Source organism: Bradyrhizobium sp. JHI2711 (assembly GCF_056156565.1).
The window spans coordinates 1,414,640-1,437,614 of the sequence record NZ_JBPZPT010000001.1 but is presented as its reverse complement, the minus strand read 5'-3'; the positions used below and the strand labels follow the sequence as shown (position 1 = coordinate 1,437,614).

Genomic DNA, 22,975 nt, shown 5'->3' with positions numbered 1-22,975 from the left:
GCATGGCTGACACGGCAAAGCCGAGCTTACGCGATCTGGATCCCCAGCAGATGAGAAAGCTCGTCGCGCTGGCCAGGGATCGCGGCCGGAGTGCCGACAGGAGTGGCGCCAGTGCCATTCCGGTGGTGGCGCGGAGCGGATCGTTGGAAATGTCCTTTGCGCAGCAGCGGCTCTGGCTGCTGGCGCAGCTCGATGGTACGAATTCCAGCTATCACATTCGCGGAGCATTGCGGCTTACGGGCGAGCTCGATCTCGAAGCCTTGCGTCGCAGCATCGACCGTGTGTTCGCGCGCCACGAAGCCCTGCGCAGCGTCTTTCGCGTAGTGGACGAACAGCCGCGCGTGGTGCTGCTGCCCACGGATGCGCGTGTGCCGCTGCTCGAACATGATCTGAGTAGCCGGGACGTTCGCGAGCAGGAGCTGGCGCGCCTCTGCCGCGAGGAGGCCGCGACGCCGTTCGATCTCGCCGCTGGACCGTTGGTCCGCGGTCGCCTGATCCGGATGGCGGAGGGAGAGCATCTCTTCTTGCTCACCCAGCATCACATCGTCTCCGATGGCTGGTCGATCGGCGTGCTCATGCGCGAGCTCGGCGCTCTCTACCGGGCATTCGCCGCCGGCAAGGACGATCCTCTGCCGCCATTGGCATTCCAGTATCCGGACTATGCCGTCTGGCAGCGGCAATGGCTGTCGGGCGAACGCTTGCAGCGGCAGGTCGACTATTGGCGAGAAGCACTCGCGGACGCTCCTGCCGTGCTTGAATTGCCGACGGATCGGCCGCGTCCGCCAATCAGGTCGCTCGCCGGGGCGTCCCTGCCGATCGAGATCGATGTGGAGCTGGCCTCCGGCATCAGGCGACTGAGTCAGTCGCATGGCGCCAGTGCTTTCATGACGGTGCTGGCGGCCTGGGCAGTGGTGTTGTCGAGACTCTCCTCGCAGACCGATATCGTCATCGGGACTCCGACGGCCAACCGAAATAGGCCGGAGATCGAGGGCCTGATCGGATTCTTCGTCAACATGCTGGCTGTCCGCGTTGATCTCTCGGCGGAGCCCAGCGTGGCCGAACTGCTCCGCCGCGTGCGCGCGGCGGCGCTCGCGGCGCAGGATCATCAGGACCTACCGTTCGAGCAGGTCGTCGAGATCGTCCAACCGCTGCGACGGCCGGAGCAGACACCGGTCTTCCAGGCCGTGTTCGCCTGGCAAAACAACGAGAGGGGGCCTCTCGAGTTGCCCGGCCTCAAAGCCGAGGTCGCTGATATTCCGCTGCAACAGGTCAAGTTCGATCTCGAGCTCAATCTCGGCGAGATGGACGGGCGCATTGTCGGCTCCCTGAATTATGCGACGTCGCTATTCGACGAAGCGACGATCACGCGCCATCGGGGCTATCTGTTGACCGTGCTGCGGGCGATGATCTCCGATGCGGACCAGGAGGTCGACCGGATCGATATCATTGGTGCCGATGAGCGCAGGCGCGTTCTCGACACTTGGAACGAGACGGCCACGCCGTTTCCCTCCGAAAGCTGCATTCAAGATTTGTTTGCGGAGCAGGTGAGAAGGGCGCCGGACGCCATTGCGCTGGCATACGAGGACGTTCGTCTGAGCTATAGCGAGCTCGATGCGCGTGCGAACAGGCTTGCGCGGCACTTGATCACCTTGGGAGTGGTGCCGGATCAGCCCGTTGCGATCTGCCTGCCGCGGGGCATCGCAATGGTGGTGAGCCTGCTGGCCGTGCTGAAGGCGGGCGGCGCCTATCTGCCGCTCGATCCCGCTTATCCTGCGGAGCGGCTACGTCAGATTGTCGACGATGCCAGGCCGCGCCTGCTGATCGCAGACGCCACAGGACGCGCGATCATTCCAGATGGGACCTGCGAGATCGTCGACCCCGACGCAGACGCGGGGCAGGCGACGTCGGATCCGAGTGATCTTCTCGAAGGACTGACTGCGCGAAGCCTCGCCTACATCATCTACACGTCCGGCTCGACCGGTCGGCCGAAGGGGGTGATGGTCGAGCACCGTGGCCTGGTGAATCTGGCGTTGGCGCAGCGGGCGTTGTTCAACGTCAATTCGAGCAGTCGCGTCGTGCAATTTGCCTCGCTCAGCTTCGATGCCAGCATCTGGGAAATCGTCATGGCCCTGTGCTCGGGCGCCGCGCTGTTTCTGGCCGGCACGCGCGAGCATCAGGACACCGCGGCATTGTTCGGCTATCTCGCGGACAATGCGATCACGCATGCGACCTTGCCGCCGGCGATGCTGCACGGGCGGACCGATCTCGAACGGCTCGCCTCGTTGCGGGTTCTCGTTCTTGCCGGTGAATTGCCCAGGGCCGAGCTGGTCAAGGGATTGCCTCCTGATATTGCCGTCTTCAACGGTTATGGGCCGACGGAAGCAACGGTCTGCGCCACGAGCTGGTTGCGGCATCGGGGCTTTGATGGCGACACGGCTCCGATCGGTCGACCGCTGCCGAATGCGCGGATCTATCTCCTGGACCGGTTCGGTGCGCCCGTTCCGCTCGGTGCGGTCGGTGAAATCCATATCGGAGGGGTCGGCATCGCGCGCGGTTATCTCAATCGCACCGATCTGACGGCGGAACGCTTCGTGCGCGATCCCTTCTGCGGCGATGCGGATGCACGCATGTACCGCACCGGCGATCTCGGCCGCTATCTCCCGGACGGCAATATTGCGTTTCTCGGCCGCAACGACCACCAGGTCAAGATCCGTGGCTTTCGTATCGAGCTCGCTGAAATCGAGTTTCGGCTCAACGAGCACGCCGACGTTGCCGATTCAATCGTGCTGGTGCAGCGCAATCATGGCGGCGACATGCGGCTGGTCGCCTATGTGGCCGTTAGGGGGGGCGTAAGGCGCGATGGCGGAGAGCTTGCCAGCGCGTTGCGTGATCACCTGCGTGCGTGTCTGCCGGACTACATGGTGCCGTCAGCGTTCGTAAGTCTCGATGCACTCCCGCTCACGCCGAATGGCAAGGTGGACCGCAAGGCGCTGCCGGCGCCGGAGAACGATGCATATGCGCGGCGCCGTTTCGAACCGCCGCGAGGCGAGGTCGAGCAGATTGTCGCAAATATCTGGGCCGAGCTCTTGGGCGTCGATCGGATCGGACGCAGTGACCACTTCTTCGAGCTCGGCGGCCACTCGCTGCTCGCAGTGCGCATGCTGGAGCGATTGCAGCGGCATGCGCTGAGGGCGGATGCGCGCATGCTGTTCGCGAAGCCGGTGCTGGCGGAATTTGCCGCCAGCCTCGATGGCGGCGTAGAAGCCGACGTTCCGGTCAATCAGATCACCCGGCAGACGACGGCGATCACACCGGAATTGTTGCCGCTGATCACGTTGACGCAATCCGACATCGACAGCATCGTGGCCGACGTTCCTGGCGGCGTCGCCAACATCCAGGATGTCTACGGCCTCTCGCCACTTCAGGATGGCATTCTCTTCCACCACCTGCTGTCGAAGGAAGGCGATCCCTATCTGCTGGTCGGCCGAATGGCATTTGCCAGCCGCGACCTGCTCGATCGCTATCTCGACGCGGTCCGGCAGGTGGTCGCCCGTCACGACATTCTGCGAACGTCTATCGTGTGGAGCGGACTGTCCACGCCGGCACAGGTGGTTTGGCGGCAGGCGTCCTTGGTCGTCGACGAGGTCGTGCTGGATGGCGAAGGCCCTGGGGATGAGCGGCTCGCGCGACGATTCGATCCGCGTTTGCATCGGATCGATCTCGGACGGCCGCCGCTTTTGCGATTTGCGGTCGCGGCCGATCCGGGTGGAGAGCGCTGGCTGCTTTTGGTCCTGCTGCATCATTTGATTGGCGACCACTCCACGCTCGAAGTGATGCACGACGAGGTCGGGAAGATCCTGTCCGGGCGGAGCCACGAATTGCCGCCGCCTTATCCGTTCCGGAATCTGGTGGCACAGGCGCGCGGATCGGCGGCGACCGTGGAGCATGAGCGTTTCTTCCGCGGCATGCTCGCCGACATCGACGAGCCGACCACACCGTTTGGACTGGACCGGGTGCACGGCGACGGCGGTGGCGTCGTGGAAGCCCGGCGAATGCTGCCTGAAGGGTTGAACGCAAGGCTTCGTGTGCAGGCGCGGCGGTTGGGCGTCAGCCTCGCCAGCCTTTGCCATCTCGCCTGGGGGCAGGTGGTGGCGCGAACCAGCGGGCGCGAGCACGTGGTGTTCGGGACCGTCCTGTTCGGCCGCATGCACGCCGGCGCGGGCGGCGATCGCACCATGGGCTTGTTCATCAACACCTTGCCGTTGCGGCTGGATCTTGGTGACGCTGCGGTCGAGGACAGCGTTCGTGATGCGCATCGCCGGCTGACCGAACTGATGGCACACGAGCACGCCTCCCTGGCGCTCGCGCAGCGATGCAGCGGCGTCACGGCACCTGCGCCTCTGTTCAGCGCGGTCCTGAACTATCGGCACAATGCAATGCCGGCGGATCTGGCTGCCAACAGGGAGAGCACCGGCATCGAATGGCTCGGGGGCGAGGAACGCACCAATTATCCCCTGATGCTGGCGGTCGAGGATTATGGCCAGGCGCTTGGCCTGACCGCCCAGATCGTCCATCCGTTCTCGGCCGATCGCATTTGCGCCATGATGCAGCAGGCACTCGATCAACTGGCCGATGCGCTGGATCGCGCGCCGCGTGCGCCGGTCCGGCAGCTCGACATTTTGCCCCCCGACGAGCGGCAGCTGTTGCTGGAGACGTGGAACCGGACGCAGGCGCATGATCGGCGACAGTCGTTGATCGAGCAATTTGAAGCACAGGTCCGGAAGTCACCTGAGGCGATCGCGCTGGTGTTCGGCGAGGCGGAGCTGAGCTATGCCGCGCTGAATGCGCGCGCCAACCGGCTGGCGCGACGATTGCGGGATCACGGCGTCGGGACCGAAATCGTGGTCGGGCTGGCGCTCGACCGCGGCGTCGGGATGCTGGTCGCGCTGTTGGCGGTGCTGAAGGCCGGCGGGGCCTATTTGCCGCTCGATCCGGATTACCCGCCGGAGCGGCTGGCGCATATGCTGCGCGACAGCGGCGCGGCGCTGGTGCTGACGCAACAGGGATTGCACGATCAGTTCGCAGACATACTGGCGGAGACCGGCGCGGAGGCGTGGTTCGTTGATGGACAGGACGGCGAGGGCGGCGATGCCGGCAATCTCGATGTCGCCGTTTACGGCGAGAGCCTCGCCTACGTGATCTACACGTCGGGCTCGACCGGCCTGCCCAAGGGCGTGATGGTTCGCCATGATGCGGTGACGAACTTCCTGGCGACCATGGCGAAGCAGCCCGGCATGACGGCCGGCGACCGCGTGCTCGGGCTGACCTCGCTGTCCTTTGACATCGCGGTGTTGGAGCTGTGGCTGGCGCTGACGATCGGCGCCTGCGTCGTGCTGGCGGATCGCGCGGCCGCGCATGATCCTGCCAAGCTCAAGGCGATGGTGGCGCGGCATGGCGTCTCCGTGATCCAGGCAACGCCGTCGACCTGGCGGATGCTGCTCGATCATGACGGCCCTGCGCTGCCGGCGAGCTGCCGGGTGCTGTGCGGCGGCGAGGCGCTGCCGCCGGATCTGGCGCGGCGGCTGGTGGCGCAAGCCGGCGAAGTCTGGAACCTGTACGGTCCGACCGAGACCACGGTGTGGTCGGCGCGCCATCGGCTCGATGCGATGGATGATCGTCCGCTGCTGGGCCGCCCGATCGGCAACACCACGCTTTACGTTCTCGACGGTGACCTCAACCTCGCGCCGGTCGGCGTCGCCGGCGAGCTCTATATCGGCGGGAGCGGGCTCGCCCGCGGCTATTGGCAGCGCGGCGGCCTGACGGCGGAGCGCTTCATCCCTGATCCGTTCGGTCCGCCGGGGGCGCGGCTGTACCGCACCGGCGACGTGGCGCGGTGGCGATCCGACGGCGTGCTCGATTATGTCGGCCGTGCCGATTACCAGGTGAAGATCCGCGGCTTCCGCATCGAGCTCGGCGAGATCGAGGCGCGGCTGCAGGCGCAGCCGGGCGTCCGCGCGGCCGTGGTGGTGGCGCGCGAGGCCGGCACCGGCCGCCAGCTGGTCGGCTATGTCAGCGGCGAAGCGCTGGATGGGGCGGCGCTCAAAACGGCGCTGTCCCCGGTGCTGCCCGACTACATGGTCCCGGCGCGGATCGTGGTGCTGGAGCGTCTGCCGCTGACGCCGAACGGCAAGATCGACCGCAAGGCATTGCCGGCGCCGGATCAGCTCGCGGAGTCAGAACGCATCGCGCCGCGCACGCCGGCGGAGGCTGCATTGGCCGCGATCTGGGCCGATCTGCTGCGCCAGCCCAATATCGGTGTCACCGACAATTTCTTCGAGCTCGGCGGCGATTCCTTGATCGCGGTCCAGCTCGTCAGCCGCATCAAGCGGGATCTCGGCCACGACCTGCCGCTCAATCGTCTGTTTGAATTGACGACCGTTGAAACCATGGCTGCTGCGCTGGGCCTGGAGAGCGAGATCGACAAGCGAAGCGACGACATCGTAGCGATGCTCGACCTGTTGAAGGAAGTCGAACTGTCCCATGAGTGACACGGCAACCACGCAAAAGCAGCAGCTGCGCGACATTTCACGGCGCTTGATGCGTCTCGATTCCGGCAAGCAGCACGCGTTCGTGTCGCAGCTCGCGGCGAAGGGCGTCAACCTCGCCATGCTGCCGATCGTGCGCCAGGGGCGAAAGCGGGCGCCGCTGTCCTTTGCGCAAGCGCGCCTCTGGTTCCTGTGGCGGATGGATCCGTCCAGCGCGGCCTACAACATATCAGCGACGGTGCGCGTGCGCGGCCAGCTGCAACCACGCGCATTGCAACAGGCGTTCGATATGCTTGTCGCCCGCCACAGCGCGCTTCGCACCGTCTTTCGGCAGGAAGGGGAGCAGGCCGAACAAGTCATCCAGGTTCCGCAGCCGGCCGCATTGCGGCACCTGGCCCTCGATGGCGACGACCGCGAACGGCAGGCGCGCGAGCTTGCGCGGCAGGAGGCTTCGCTGCCGTTCGATCTCGAGGCCGGCCCGCTTATGCGCGCGACGCTGCTGACGCTGGACGAGGGCGATCACTTCCTCGTCGTCAGCCTGCACCATATCGTGGCCGACGGCTGGTCGATGGGCGTGCTGGTTGACGAGTTCTGGAAACTGTACGCGGCATTCGCTTGCGGTGAAGAACCGGCGCTGCCGGAGCCGGAGATTGACTATGCCGACTACGCCGAATGGCAGCGGCTCTGGATGAGTGCGGTCGATGGCGAACGGCAGGTCGGCTACTGGACCAGGCGTCTCGCCGATCCGGCGGTGCTCCAGCTGCCGATCGACCGGCCGCGCCCGGCGGTCCCGGATTTGGCGGGATCGGCACATCGCATCCCGCTCGACCCGGCGCTAGCCGATGGCTTGCGCGGGCTCGCGCGGCGGCATCGCACGACCCTGTTCGCCGTCCTGCTGGCGAGCTTCAAGCTGCTGCTCTATCGCTACACCGGGCAGTCCGACATCAACATCGGCGTGCCCGTCGCCAACAGGCATCGCGGCGAAGCGCGCGGCGTGATCGGTCTGTTCGTCAATACCCAGGTGCTTCGCACGCAGATCGACGGCCGCGCGGCGATCGCGGACTTCATTGCGGCGGTTCATGCGGCCACTGTCGAGGCACAGGAAAACCAGGACCTGCCGTTCGAACGTCTGCTCGAAATCCTTCGGCCCACGCGCAGCCTGAGTCAGAATTCACTGTTCCAGGTGCTCTACAATCACCAGCGCCGTCGGGCGTCGGCTAGTCCATCGGATCGGACCGGTCTCCAGATCGAGACGATCGATACGGAGGTCGATGCCGTCAAGTTCGACCTCGCGCTCGATACCGAGGAGGGGCTGTCAGGCGAAATCCGCGCCGTCTTTACCTATGCGGCGGCGCTGTTCGAGGCGGCGACGATCGAGCGTCTTGCCGCGCATTGGACCACGACCCTGAAGGCCATGGTCGCCGACGACGCGCAAGGGATCGCCGATGTGGCGTTGCTGTCCGAACAGGAACTGGGGCAGTTGCGGCAATGGAATCGCGCCGACGAAACGGCAAGCTCATCGTTCACACCGGTGCATCGGACGGTTGCACGGCTGGCCGCCGAAACGCCCGACGCGCCGGCGCTGGTCTTCGGTGACGATGAAATCAGCTATGCCGAGCTCAACCGCCGCGCCAATCGGCTCGCGCACCACCTGATCCGCCTCGGTGTCGGGCGCGACGACCTTGTCGGTGTCTCGGCACGGCGTTCGCCAGGCCTCATTACAGCGCTGCTCGCCATCTTGAAGACGGGTGCAGCCTATCTGCCGCTCGATCCCGAGCATCCGGCCAGACGACAGGTCGGCACCCTGCGCGATGCCGGCGCGCGTGTCGTGCTGGTCGACGCAGATAGTTCGGCGTTAACGCCGCCGCCAGCTGGCGTTGTGGTCGTTCCGCTCGGTGCGATCGATCTCGCCAAGGAGAGCGAAAGCGATCCCGAGATCGCGGTGGTGCCAACCAGCCTTGCCTATGTGATCTACACCTCCGGCTCCACCGGCATCCCCAAGGGCGTCGCGGTCGAACACGGTCCGTTCGCCATGCACTGCGAGGTGACGGCCGGGCTCTACGACATGGATCGGCACTCGCGCGAGCTGCACTTCCTGTCCTTCACCTTCGATGGCGCCCATGAGCGGCTCTGGACCGCACTGACCTGCGGCGCGGCGCTCGTGATGCGGGATGCGGACCTGTGGTCCGCCGAACAGACTATCGAGGTTCTGCGCCGGCAGCGCGTCACCAATGCCGGATTCCCGCCCGCCTACCTGCAACAGCTCGCTGATTTCGCGATGTGGCGTGGCGATCCGCCGCCAGTCGAGCTGTACTCGTTCGGCGGCGAGGCGATGCCAAAGGCCGGCTTCGACAAGGTCAAGCGCGCGCTCAAGCCGCGGGCATTGATCAACGGCTACGGGCCGACCGAAACCGTGGTCACGCCGCTGGTCTGGAAGGTCGATGCGAGCGAGGAGATCGACGGCAATTATGCCCCGATCGGTCGCCCGGTGGGCCGCCGCTCGGCCTACATCCTGGACAATGATCTCAACATCGTCCCGGTCGGCGTGACCGGTGAACTGTTCATCGGCGGCGAGGGCTTGGCGCGCGGTTACTGGCAGCGCGCCGAGCTGACGGCCGACCGCTTCGTCCCTGATCCGTTTGGCGCGCCGGGCGCGCGGCTGTATCGCACCGGCGATCTGGCGCGGTGGCGCGCCGATGGCGTCATCGAATATGTGGGCCGGACCGATCATCAGGTGAAGATCCGCGGCTTCCGGATCGAGCTCGGCGAGATCGAGGCATGGCTGATGCGGCAGGCCGGCGTGCGGTCGGCCGTGGTCGTTGCCCTTGAAGCCAGCGTCAGCCGTCAGCTGGTCGGCTATGTCGCCGGCGATGGGCCGTTCGACGAAGCGGCGATGCGTGCGGCGCTCTCGGATGAGCTGCCCGACTACATGGTGCCGGCCCGCATCGTGCGATTGGACCGGCTGCCGCTCACCGCGCACGGCAAGGTCGATCGCGACGCCCTGCCGGCACCGGAGATGCCGGCCGCAACCATCGCGCATGTCGCGCCGCGCTCCGCAGCCGAGACGGTGCTCGCTGCGATCTGGGCCGAGCTGCTCGGCCAGCCCGTCATCGGCGCCACCGACAATTTCTTCGAGCTCGGCGGCGATTCCATCATCTCGCTGCAATTGGTCGGTCGGGCGCGCCAGGCGGGCCTGCTGATCGAGCCGCGTGACGTCTTCCGGCATCAGACCTTGCAGGATCTGGCGCGCGTGGCGCGGAGTGAAGACAAAGCGGAGATCGTCGCCGCTGAGATCGATCTCGACGGCCGCGAGCACCTGCTGCTGCCGATCCAGTTGCGGTTCCTCAGTGAGGATGCAGGGGACCGTCATCACTGGAATCAGGCCATCCCGCTGATGCCGAAGTCGCGGCTCGACTGGAAGCTCGTCGAGCTCACGCTTGCCGCTCTTGTCGCGCATCATGCGGCCCTGCGCCTGCGCTTCGAGGAGATTGATGGCGGTTGGCGCGCGACCTACGGCGCTACACCGCCAACGTCCGAGCTGCTGTGGATTCTTGGTGACCTCCAGGATGCCGCCGCAGTCACGAAGGTCGCCTCACAAGCTCAGGCCAGCCTGTCGCTGGCCGGGCCGCTGTTGCGTGTGGTCGGCATGGATCTCGCGGACGGCAGCCAGCGGCTTCTGGTGGTGGTGCATCATCTCGTCATCGACGGCGTGTCATGGCGTGTGCTGCTCGAAGACTTTGCGACGGCGTACGATCAGCTCCGCCCGGGCGCGGCTTCAGTCGCACTGGCGAGGAGCGACTCTTATGCATCCTGGGGCGCGCGATTGCAGGCCTATGCTGCAACCGACGAGCTGGCAGCCGAGCTCGACTATTGGCTGGAGCGGGGATCGCATGCGGCGTTTCCCTGCGATGACGATCATGGCGGGGTCGACCGGGTTGCAGACGGCGAGGAGGTCCTGCTGGCGTTCGACGCCGGATTGACCACGCGGCTGCTGAAGGAAGCCCCGTCCGCCTACCGCACCCAGGTCAATGATCTCCTGCTGGCGGCACTTGCGCGAGCCGTGTCGCGCTGGGGCGGGATCGAGGACGTCGTCGTCGAGCTCGAAGGCCATGGCCGCGAGGACGTCTTTGCGGGCGCCGATGTGTCCCGCACCATCGGCTGGTTCACCACTGCTTTTCCGGTGCGGCTGTCGGGTAGCTCCGAGGAAGATGCCTCTCTGATCAAATCCATCAAGGAGGAGCTTCGGGCCGTTCCCAACCGCGGGCTGGGGTACGGCATCCTGCGCCATCTCGGCACCGAGGCGCAGCGGAGCGCCCTGGCGACACGCCCTGAGCCGCGCATCGTCTTCAACTATCTCGGCCAGTTCGATTCCAGCATGGGAGAGAGTGCCCCGTTCCGCCTCGCGCCCGAGAGCTCGGGGCCGATGCGCAGCGAAAGCGCGCCACTCGGCCGCTGGGTCAGCATCAACGGTCAGGTCGGCGAAGGACAGTTGCGCCTGTCGTTCAGCTATGGCCGCAGGCGTTACCGGCGCGCAACGATCGAACGTCTCGCCGAGCATTACGCGGCTTCCTTGCGCGAACTCGTCGCGCATTGCACGGGCGGCGCCCGCGGCATCACACCGTCGGACTTCGCCTTGTCGAACCTCAAGCAGGCTGATCTCGACGCGCTGGTCGCGACGATCGACTGCCGCGAGATCGAGGACATCTATCCGCTGTCGCCCATGCAGCAGGGCATGCTGTTCCATGCCCTTCGTGATGGCGAGAGCGGCAATTACGTCAACCAGATCGGCCTGGAGGTCCGTGGCCTCGAAGCCGGCAGGCTGCGCGCAGCCTGGCACGAGATCAGCTCGCGCCACGCCGTGTTGCGAACCGGATTTGCGTGGCGCGAGCTGTCGGGGGCCGCGCAGCAGGTGGTCTATCGCTCTGCGCCTTTGCCATTCGAGGAAGAAGACTGGCGCTCGCGGGCGGCCGCCATGGAAGAGGAGGAGCTGCGGGTTGCGCTCGCGGGTATTGCGCAAGCCGAACGTACCAGGGCATTCGATCTGTCTCAGGCGCCATTGCAGCGGGTCCGGCTGATCCGGCTCGACGAGGCACGCCACTGGCTGATCTGGACCCATCACCATATCCTGCTCGACGGCTGGAGCGCCGCGCGTCTCATGGCAGAGATCCTGCAGCACGAACGCGGTGCGCGACTATCGGCCGTGAAGGGCCGCTACCGCGACTACATCGCGTGGCTGCAAAGGCAGGACCGCGACGCGTCCGCGTCGTTCTGGCGATCGGCCTTGGCCGAATTGGACGAGCCCAGCTTCCTAGCGGACACGCTGGGAGGACCTGCGGCCAACGGTGCTTCCGGCCATGGCTCGTCGGACCTGCTGCTCACGGCCGACCTGACGGCAAGCCTGCAAGCCTTTGCGCGGCGCGAGCGCGTCACGCTGAACACGCTGGTGCAAGGCGCTTGGGCGCAGCTGTTGCGCCGCCACACCGGTCAGCGCGCGGTCTGTTTCGGTGCGACGGTCTCGGGCCGGCCGGCGGAGATCAGCGGGGCCGAGGAGATGGTCGGCCTGTTCATCAACACGCTGCCCGTCGTCGATCAGGCAAGCCCGCAAACCGAGATTGGAGCGTGGCTGCGCGATCTCCAGGCGCGCAACACGGATCTGCGCGATCACGGCTGGATGCCGCTGTACGAAATCCAGCGTCTTGCCGGCCGTTCCGGACGCGCGTTGTTCGACAACATCCTCGTGTTCGAGAACTATCCGATCGATCAGGCGCTGCGGGGCGAGAGCGAAAGCGGACGCCGGTTCGGCCGGGTCGAGCAGGTCTCGATCACCAACTATGCGCTGACGGTGGCGGTCTTCGTCAAGCCCGACGGCATCAATCTGGGCTTTCGCTACGATCGCAGCCGCCTCGACCACGATCATATCAGATATCTGCAGGCCTCGCTGTCTCAACTGCTGGCCTGGATCGTGGCGGACGCCTCGCGGCCGCTGGGCGCGCTGGACAGCCTCGATGCCGATGAGGAGCGGAGATTGCTCGGCTGGGGCGGCAGCGCCGAGCGGGCACCGAAGTTTGGCGACACTATCGTCGCGCAGATCGAAGCCCGGGCCGCGGCTTCGCCATCGTCGATCGCGTTGATCTTCGGTAAACGGCAGATCAGCTATGGCGAGCTGAACGCGCGTGCCAATCGCCTGGCATGGCGGTTGCGGGAGCACGGGATCAGTCGCGACCGGTTGGTCGGCTTGGCGCTCGAGCGCAGCATCGAGCTGATCGTCGGCGTCCTGGCCGTGCTGAAGGCCGGAGGCGCCTATCTGCCGCTCGATCCCGACTACCCGTCCGATCGCCTGCTCCACATGCTGCGTGATAGCGGAACGGCGCTGGTGCTGACCCAGGAGCGGCTGCTTCCGCATCTGGCGTCTGTGATCACGGATGCGGACGTCGAGGCCTGGACAATCGACGGAGAGGCTGAAGCTCGGATCGAAGCCCATGCCGGCAATCCCGGTGCGGCGCTTCATCCGGACAGCCTGGCTTATGTGATGTACACATCAGGCTCGACCGGCGTGCCCAAGGGCGTGGCCTGTTCGCATCGCGCGCTGGCGGCGCGGCTTGACTGGATGGAGGCGGAGTATCGTCTCGATCCCGCCGAGACCTTGCTGCACAAGACCCCGTTCAGCTTCGACGTCTCGGTTTGGGAGATATTGTGGCCGCTCGCAACCGGCGCGCGGCTGGCGATCGCGCCTCCAGGCGCGCATCGCGAGCCGCGACTCCTGGTGGACGCCGTCATCGCCCATGACGTGACGACGCTGCACTTCGTGCCGCAGATGCTCGAGCATTTCGTGACCGAGCCCGGCGCGCCGCGCTGCACCTCGCTGAGGCGCCTGTTTGCTGGCGGCGAGGCGCTGTCACTCGATCTCATGACGCGTGTGCGTGCGGCGTTCCCCCATGTGCGGTTCGACAATCGCTACGGTCCGACCGAGGCTCTCATCAACGCCACGTATTGGACCTGTCGCGACGAGGATGGGACGCGCGTGCCGATCGGCCAGCCCATTCCCGGCGTGACGATCCGCATCCTCGACGCCGATCTGAACATGGTTCCGGCAGGCGTGACCGGCGAGTTGTTCATCGGCGGGGCCGGTTTGGCGCGGGGCTATTGGCGGCGCGAGAAGCTGACGGCGGAGCGCTTCATTCCCGATCCCTTCGGGGAGCAAGGCGAGCGGCTCTATCGGTCGGGAGACCTGGCGCGCTGGCGCGCTGATGGCGCGATCGACTATGTCGGACGCGCGGATCACCAGGTCAAGATCCGCGGCTTCCGCATCGAGCTCGGCGAGATCGAGGCGCGGCTGCTCGAGCAGCCCGGCGTTCGCTCCGCCGTGGTGGTGGCGCGAGAGGTCGGCGCCGGCCGGCAGCTCGTTGGCTACGTCAGCGGCACGGCGAAGTTGGAAGAGGCTGCGCTGCGGACAGCGCTGTCGGCCGTCCTGCCGGATTACATGGTGCCGCCGAGAATTGCCGTGCTGGAGCGGCTGCCCTTGATGCCGAGCGGCAAGGTTGATCGCCAGGCGCTGCCGGCGCCCGACATGGCCCATGGCCATGCGGATCATCAGGCGCCACGCACGCCTGCGGAGATCGCCTTTGCGGCGATCTGGGCCGAGCTGCTCGGCCGGCCGGCCGTCGGCCTCACCGACAATTTCTTCGAGCTCGGGGGCGATTCCATCATCTCGCTCCAGATGGTGAGCCGCGCCCGGCGCGCCGGATACCTGATCGAGCCCCGCGACGTATTCCAGCATCAGACGCTCGAAGCTCTGGCGCGCGCGGCGCGGACCGAGCAGCGCACGGGGACGCTCGCCGATCAGGGGCAGGTCATCGGCCCGCATCCGCTCTTGCCGATTCAGTCCCGCTTCTTTGCTGAGGACATGGAGAATCGGGATCATTGGAACCAGGCTGTGCTCTTGCATCCGCGAGAGCGCCTCGACTGGAACGTGATGCGGCGCGCGCTCGCCGCCGTGGTCGATCATCATGATGCGCTACGCCTGCGCTTCGAGCAGAAGCAAGGAAGCTGGTATGCCGAGCACGGCGCTGCTGTTGGCGCGGAGGAACTGCTCTGGGTCCGGCAGGCGGCCGGCCGCGATGCCGTGACGGCGCTGGCATCGTCGGCGCAAGCAAGCCTGTCCATCTCCGAGGGCAGGCTTTTGCGAGCGATCGGCATCGATGTCGCCGACGGCAGCCAGCGTTTCCTGATCGTGATCCACCATCTCGTGGTCGACGGGATGTCATGGCGCATTCTGCTGGAGGACATCGCCGCAGCTTACGCGCGGCTTGGAAACGGCGACGCCACGGTTGTGCTTCCGCCCAAGAGCCACGCCTACGCACTGTGGGGACAGCGCTTACGGACCTACGCAACGTCCCCTGAACTGGCGGCGGAATTGCCTTACTGGGCCAGCCGCGGCGCGCATGCGGACATTCCCTGCGACGACGATCATGCCGACCTCGATCGCATGGCGGATGCCGATGAAATCCTGCTGTCGTTCGAAGAGCAATGGACGCGGCGCCTGCTGACGGATGCGCCATCGGCTTATCGTACGCAGATCAATGATCTCCTTCTTGCCGGCCTTGCACGCGCCGTCTGGCAGTGGAGTGGGCAGGACGACGTTCTCGTCGAGCTGGAGGGGCATGGCCGCGAGCCTCTCGCTGGCGATCTCGACCTCTCGCGCACGGTCGGCTGGTTTACGACGGCTTTTCCCGTGCGGTTGGCCGGTGGCTCGGAAGATCCTTCGTCATTGATCAAGACCGTGAAGGAGGAGCTTCGCGTCATTCCCGGCCGCGGGCTGGGCTACGGCGTATTGCGCTATCTTGGCTCCGAAGAACAACGTTTGGCGCTATCGCATGCCGGCGAGCCGAAGATTGCGTTCAATTATCTCGGCCAGATCGACGGAGGCGACGAGGCGGCGCTGTTCAAGATGGCAGCGGAAAGCGCCGGCCGATCGCGGGATGCATCGAGCCCGCTGCGACGCTGGCTGACCGTGAACGGCACGGTGCGCGATGGTCGGTTGTTTCTATCGTTCGGGTTCGGCCGCAAGCGCTATCGGCGCGAGACGGTCGAGCGGCTGGCCGCGTTGTACGAGGCTGCGTTGCGCGAGCTGGTCGATCACTGCACCGGCGGCGCTTGCGGTCTGACACCATCGGACGTGGCGTTGTCGGGGCTGGGTCAGACCGAGCTCGACAGGCTTGCGCTTGATTGGCGCGAGATCGAGGACATCTATCCATTGTCGCCGATGCAGCAAGGCATGTTGTTCCATGCGATGCATGACGGCGAGAGCGGGCTCTACGTCAACCAGGTCGCGGCGGAGATCCGTGGGCTGGAAGCCGGAAAGCTGCGCCGCGCCTGGCAGGCAGCCAGCGATCGTCACGCGGTGCTGCGGACGGGATTCATTTGGCGCGACTTGCCCGGCGCACCGCAACAGGTCGTCTATCGGCGGGCCGAAGTGCCCTTTATCGAGGATGACTGGCGAGCACGGAGTGCGACGTGGGACCAGGCGCAACTGGATGCGGCGCTGGCCGACGTTTCGCGGCAGGAGCAGGCCGCCGGGTTCGACCTGTCGCGACCACCGTTGCAGCGGGTCCGGCTGATCCGGCTCGGCGCCGACAGGCATTGGCTGATCTGGACGCATCACCACATCCTGCTCGACGGATGGAGCTCGGCGCGTCTGATCGCCGAGGTGATGCAGCATAATGGCGAGGGACGTCTGCCGGCGCTGCATCACCGTTATCGCGACTACATCGCGTGGCTGAAGGCTCGCGACAGCGACGCCTCGGCGGCGTTCTGGCGCAATGCGACGGCAGAACTTGACGAGCCGGGTTTCCTGGCAGACAGCCTGGCTGACCGGTCGGGCGCGCAATCGTCAGGCCACGGCACCCTCGCGCTGGAGCTGGATGCGGCTCTGACCGGACGCTTGCAGGAATTCGCGGCGCGCGAGCGGATCACGATGAACACGCTGGTGCAGGCGGCATGGGCGCAGTTGCTGCGACAGCATACCGGGCAGGGCACGGTCTGCTTCGGTGTCACCGTGTCGGGCAGACCGCCGGAGCTCGCCGGCGCCGAAGAGATGGTCGGCCTGTTCATCAACACGTTGCCGGTCATCGACGGTGTCAGCCCGCAGCAGGCCGTTGGATCATGGCTGCACGAGTTGCAGGATCGCAATCTGGCCCTGCGCGAATTCGGCGCGACGCCGCTCTATGAAATCCAGCGGCTGGCAGGGCGCCCCGGACGGCCGCTATTCGACAGCATCCTGGTGTTCGAGAATTACCCGGTCGACCGCGCGCTAATCGGACAGAACCGGCAGATCCAGGTCGGCGAAACCCGGATCGTCGAGACCAGCAATTATCCTTTGTTCGCCAGCATCGGCGTCGATGAGCGCCTGCGCCTCGTCTTCAACTATCAGCGCAAATATTTCGACGAGGCCCAGATCGCACGGCTGCAGCGAACCTTTGTGCGGCTGATCGAGGCGCTGAGCATGGATGCCGATCGACCGGTCGGGATGATCGCGGCCCGCGACCCCGCGGAAGACGTCCTGCTTGCACGGGCGAACGATACGCGCCGGGATGAACCGCGCGAAGGGATCATTGCGCAATTCGAGGCACAGGTCCGGAAGTCGCCGCAGGCGATCGCGCTGGTGTTCGGCGAGGTGGGGCTGAGTTACGCTGCGCTGAATGCACGCGCCAACCGGCTGGCGCGACGATTGCGGGATCGCGGCGTCGGGACCGAAATCGTGGTCGGGCTGGCGCTCGAGCGCAGCGTCGAGATGCTGGTCGCGCTGTTGGCGGTGCTGAAGGCCGGCGGGGCCTATCTGCCGCTCGATCCGGATTACCCGCCGGAGCGGCTGGCGCACATGCTGCGCGACAGCGGCGCGGCGCTGGTGCTGACGCAACAGGGATTGCACGATCAGTTCGCAGACATACTGGCGAAGACTGGCGCAGAAGCCTGGCTCGTTGATGGACAGGACGGCGAGGGCAGCGATGCCGCCAATCTCGATGTCGCCGTTCACGCCGAGAGCCTCGCCTATGTGATCTACACTTCGGGCTCGACCGGTCTGCCCAAGGGCGTGATGGTTCGCCACGACGCCGTGACAAACTTCCTCGCGACCATGGCGGAGCAGCCCGGCATGACGGCCGCCGACCGGGTGCTTGGCCTGACCTCGCTGTCCTTTGACATCGCAGTGCTTGAGCTCTGGCTGCCGCTGACGATTGGCGCCTGCGTCGTGCTGGCGGATCGCGCGGCCGCGCATGATCCTGCCAAGCTCAAGGCGATCGTGCAGCGGCATGGCGTGTCCCTGATCCAGGCAACGCCGTCGACCTGGCGGATGCTGCTCGATCATGACGGCCCTGCGCTGCCGGCGAGCTGCCGGGTGCTGTGCGGCGGCGAGGCGCTGCCGCCGGATCTGGCGCGGCGGCTGGTGGCCCAGGCCGGCGAGGTCTGGAACCTGTACGGCCCGACCGAGACCACGGTGTGGTCGGCGTGCCATCGGCTCGATGCGATGGATGATCGTCCGCTGCTGGGCCGCCCGATCGGCAACACCACGCTTTACGTTCTCGACGGTGACCTCAACCTCGCGCCGGTCGGCGTCGCCGGCGAGCTCTATATCGGCGGGAGCGGGCTCGCCCGCGGCTATTGGCAGCGCGGCGGCCTGACGGCGGAGCGCTTCATCCCTGATCCGTTCGGTCCGCCGGGGGCGCGGCTGTACCGCACCGGCGACGTGGCGCGGTGGCGATCCGACGGCGTGCTCGATTATGTCGGCCGTGCCGATTACCAGGTGAAGATCCGCGGCTTCCGCATCGAGCTCGGCGAGATCGAGGCGCGGCTGCAGGCGCAGCCGAGCGTCCGCGCGGCCGTGGTGGTGGCGCGCGAGGCCGGCACCGGCCGCCAGCTGGTCGGCTATGTCAGCGGCGAAGCGCTGGATGGGGCGGCGCTCAAAACGGCGCTGTCCCCGGTGCTGCCCGACTACATGGTCCCGGCGCGGATCGTGGTGCTGGAGCGCCTGCCGCTGACGCCGAACGGCAAGATCGACCGCAAGGCATTGCCGGCGCCGGATCAGCTCGCGGCGTCCGCCCAGCATGTGGCGCCGCGCACGCCGGCGGAGGTTACATTGGCCGCGATCTGGGCCGATCTGCTGCGCCAGCCCAACATCGGCGTCACCGATAATTTTTTCGAGCTCGGTGGTGATTCCATCATCTCGCTGCAGATGGTGAGCCGCGCGCGGCGCGAAGGCGTGCTCATCGAGCCGCGCGACGTGTTCCGGCATCAAACCATCGAGCTGCTGAGTGCGTCGTCCCGAGATGTCGAGCCCGATAAGGAAGACCCCGCATCGGAGCGTGGCTCGCTGGCGGGACTCTCCAGTGAGCAGCTCGAACGGCTCGGTCTGGACTGGAGCCGCGTCGAGGACGTCTATCCGCTGTCGCCGATGCAGCAGGGCATGCTGTTTCACAGCCTGCGCGATGCTGGCAGCGGCGTTTATGTCAATCAGGTCAGTGTCGAGATCCGGGGCCTCGACCCGGAACGGCTCGGCACAGCGTGGCGCGAGGTGAGCGCGCGTCATCAGATGCTGCGGACCGGCTTCCTCTGGCGTGAGCTCTCCGGCTCCCCGCTGCAAGCCGTCTATCGCGACGCCATCGTGCCGTTCGCACAGGTGGACTGGCGAGGGCAGGCGATCAGTGATGAAAGAATTGCGGCGGCTCTTGCCGATGAGCGCGCCGCCGAGTTCGATCTCCAGAGGCCGCCGCTCCAGCGGGTGCGGCTGTTGCGCCTCCAGGACCACCTGTATCGGCTGATCTGGACCTATCATCACATCCTGATGGACGGCTGGAGCTCGGCAAGGTTCGTCGGAGAAGTCCTGGAGTGCTATTACGGCGGCGCTGCTGCCGCGAACGCGACGCGCTACCGCGACTATATCGCCTGGCTGCAGGCGCAGGACGCCAAGGCTGCCGAAGCTTTCTGGCGTGAACAACTCAGGAGCTTTGATCAGCCAACGCAGCTCGCCGACGCCTTCGGCGCGCGCCGCCATCAGGCATCCGGCCACGAACGCTGTTACACGCGTCTCGGAGAGGCCGCGACCGCGGAGCTGAAGGCGTTCGCGCGCCGCGAACGGATCACGCTGAACACCGTCGTCCAGGGCGTGTGGGCGCTGCTGCTGCAGCGCTATACGGGCCAGAACACAGTCACATTCGGCGTAACCGTGGCCGGTCGTCCGGCCGGTCTCGACGGATCGCAGCAGATGCTCGGGCTCTTCATCAACACGCTGCCCGTGATCGATACAATTCCGCCCGAAAGCCCGATCGGAGAATGGCTCCGCGCGCTGCAGGACCGCAATTCGGCGATCCGGGACTACGAGCACACGCCGCTCTATGACATCCAGGGCTGGGCCGGCCGCGCCGGTCAGACCATGTTCGACAGCATCATCGTCTTCGAGAACTATCCGATCGAACGCAGCATGCACCGCGGCGCAGGCGCATTGCAGTTCAGCGGCCTCAAGAGTGTCGACGTGACGAACTATCCGATGGACCTCTCGGTGCTGGTCGAAGACACGCTCCAGGTCGAATACACCTATATGCCGAGTCATTTCACCGCAGCGCAGGCGGCGCAGATCAAGGCGCAGTTCGAGCTCTTGCTGGCGGAGCTGACTCGGGATGCCACGGCCTTGCTTGGTAGCATCGATCCCGTCACAGAGCTCGACGCCGTCCTTGCGGATCGTTGCAATCGGCACGCGACGTCGAGCGCTCCGCTGCCGCTGGTGCATGAGGCGATCAGCAGCCATGCGCGGCGTCTCCCGGAGCGGACGGCGTTGACAATCGGCAGCTCGGTGCTCTCGTTCGGAGACCTCGAGCGCAGGGCCAACCGCCTGGCGCATCACCTGATCGCCCGGGGGCTCAAGCCCGAGCAGCGCGTCGGCGTGGTGGTCGAGCGAACTGCTGCCACGATGATTGCGCTGCTGGCCGTGCTCAAGGCGGGTGGGGCCTACGTTCCACTCGATCCCGAGCTGCCCTCGGAGCGGCGCGCGTTCGTCATGCGCGATGCCGCAATCGCGTTCCTGTTGACGGGTCCGCTCGAAATCGAGGGCAGCCCGGACGGCATGGAGCGAATTTCCTTGTCTTCGTTCGAGTTCGACGCGGGACCGGACCATCCGCCGCAGCCCGAACTGCATCCGGAAAACCTTGCCTATTTGATCTACACCTCGGGCTCGACGGGGACGCCAAAGGGCGTCGCTGTCGCCCACGGACCGCTGGCGATGCACTGTCGCGTCACGGGCAGCCTCTACGAGATCGACGAAAGCTCCTGCGAGCTGCATTTCCTATCGCTGGCCTTCGACGGCGCTCATGAGCGCTGGCTCACAGTTCTGTCGCATGGCGCACGGCTGTTGATGCGTGACGCCGAATTGTGGACGCCGGAACAGACCGTCGAGAACCTGCACGCCCATCGCGTCAGCCATATCGGATTGCCGCCGGCCTACCTCCAGCAGGTCGCCGATTGCGTCGAGCAGAGCGGCAATCCACCGCCGGTCAAGCTCTACTCGTTCGGCGGCGAGGCGATGCCGAAGGCGGGCTTCGACAAGGTCAGGCGCGTTCTCAAGCCACGCATTCTGATCAATGGTTATGGTCCGACCGAAACCGTCGTCACGCCGCTGGTCTGGAAAGTCGATGGCGCGTCGGAATGCGACACGCCCTACGCGCCGATCGGCGTGCCGGTCGGAGATCGCCGTGCCTACATTCTCGATGCCGCGCTCGACATTATTCCCGCCGGCGTCGCCGGCGAGCTTTATCTCGGCGGCTTTGGGCTGGCACGGTGCTATCACGGCAAGGCCGGTATGACCGCAGAGCGCTTCGTGCCTGACCCATTCTCGTCGGCCCCGGGCGCGCGGCTGTACCGCACCGGCGATCTGGCGCGGTGGCGCGAGGACGGCACCGTCGAATATCTCGGCCGCAGCGATGACCAGGTCAAGGTCAACGGTTTCCGGATCGAGCTCGGAGAGATCCAGACCTCGCTGCTCCGTCACGAGTCAATCGCGCAGGCCGCGGTGGTGGCGGTGCCGGGTGCAGCCGGAAATCAGCTCATTGCCTATGTCGCACCGAAGGCGGCAGATGACGCCGCGCCTGATGCGGCCGAGACGCTGGTCGAGCGCTTGACCGGTTTCCTGAAGCTCGTCCTGCCGGCCTATATGGTGCCGGCTCGGATCGTGGTGCTGGAGCGGTTGCCGACATTGTCGAGCGGCAAGATCGACCGGCGTGCATTGCCGGCTCCCGATGCGTCGATGCGGAGCTTCGTCCCCCCGCGAACCCCGGCAGAGATTGCAATGGCGCGCCTGTGGTCCGAGATCCTGGAGGTGCCGCAGGTCGGCGTCACCGACAATTTCTTCGAGCTTGGCGGCAATTCAATCCTGTGCCTCAAGGTCGTGGCGCGGGTCCGTCAGGACAAGACGTTCGGGATCGAGATCAAGCTGCGCGATCTGCTTCAGAAGCCGACGATCCGCGCCTTGCTCGCCGGCAGCGCCACCGCGGCGTCCGCCGTCGCATCCGCGCCATCGGCGCTGCTGCCGCTGAATGCCGCGGTTCGCGGCGTGAACCCGGTCTTCGCTGTGCATGGCGGCTTCGGCACAGTGTTCGACTACGGGCCGCTGGCGCGCCGCCTCGAAGGGCACCGGCAGCTGATCGGGCTGCAATCGAGAATGCTGGTCGATCCCTCGTGGACCGACGCCTCCCTCGAAGCCATGGCCGTGGACTACGCGGCCGAGATCCGGCGGATGCAGCCGCGCGGTCCCTATAGCCTGGTCGGCTGGTCCTTGGGAGGACTGCTGGTCGGTCTCGTCGCGGCCGAGCTCGAACGCGGCGGTGAGCGCGTCGATCGTCTCGCGCTGGTCGACAGCTTCGTGCCGCGGCAGCCGGACGGATCGAACCGGCAGGAGCCGATGGCACACTGGGCCGACGATCTCGCAGGATTGCTGTCGGCGGTTCTTCCGAGCGCTGCGGCCTCTCGCATCAAGGCGCAGGTCGAGGCAGCGAAACGCGCTGATTTGCCGGAGACGCCGGAGCGCATCCGCGATCTGGTCGCCTTTGTTGTGGAGCAGAGCAGGAGCGTGAGAGCGAACGACGCCTCGCTCGGCGCCGATGATTTGTCCGCTGCATTCGCAGTCGGACGGCACCTCAACAGGCTGGCGCAGAACACAGCGCTGCCGCGGGGCCTGGAAGCCACGCCGCTCTGCTGGTGGACCTCGACCCGTCTGGCACAGCGTGATCGGCTGGAATCGCAGTTGCCGAAGGCGGTCGATCGCGGCCTCATTGGCGACAGCCATTTCACGATCCTGAGGGATGCCGGCCTGCTCGATGAGATCTGCGGTCTGCTCCTGGCGGCGGCGGCGTCGACCGCGCAGGATACGGTCCCGGAACCGGCGGAGTAAG

2 protein-coding genes are annotated in these 22,975 nt (G+C 66.2%); both read left to right on the top strand.

Annotated elements, in window-relative coordinates:
• The first annotated feature begins 2 nt into the window (after positions 1-2).
• Positions 3-6,548, top strand: a complete 6,546-nt coding sequence (locus ACTEK7_RS06880) for a non-ribosomal peptide synthetase (RefSeq protein WP_225146529.1) — start codon at positions 3-5, stop codon at positions 6,546-6,548.
• A complete protein-coding gene (locus ACTEK7_RS06875; protein ID WP_225146530.1) occupies positions 6,541-22,974 on the top strand; it encodes a non-ribosomal peptide synthase/polyketide synthase in 16,434 nt (5,477 codons plus the stop codon). The genes ACTEK7_RS06880 and ACTEK7_RS06875 overlap by 8 nt, the downstream gene beginning before the upstream one ends.
• Position 22,975: the final 1 nt, after the last annotated feature.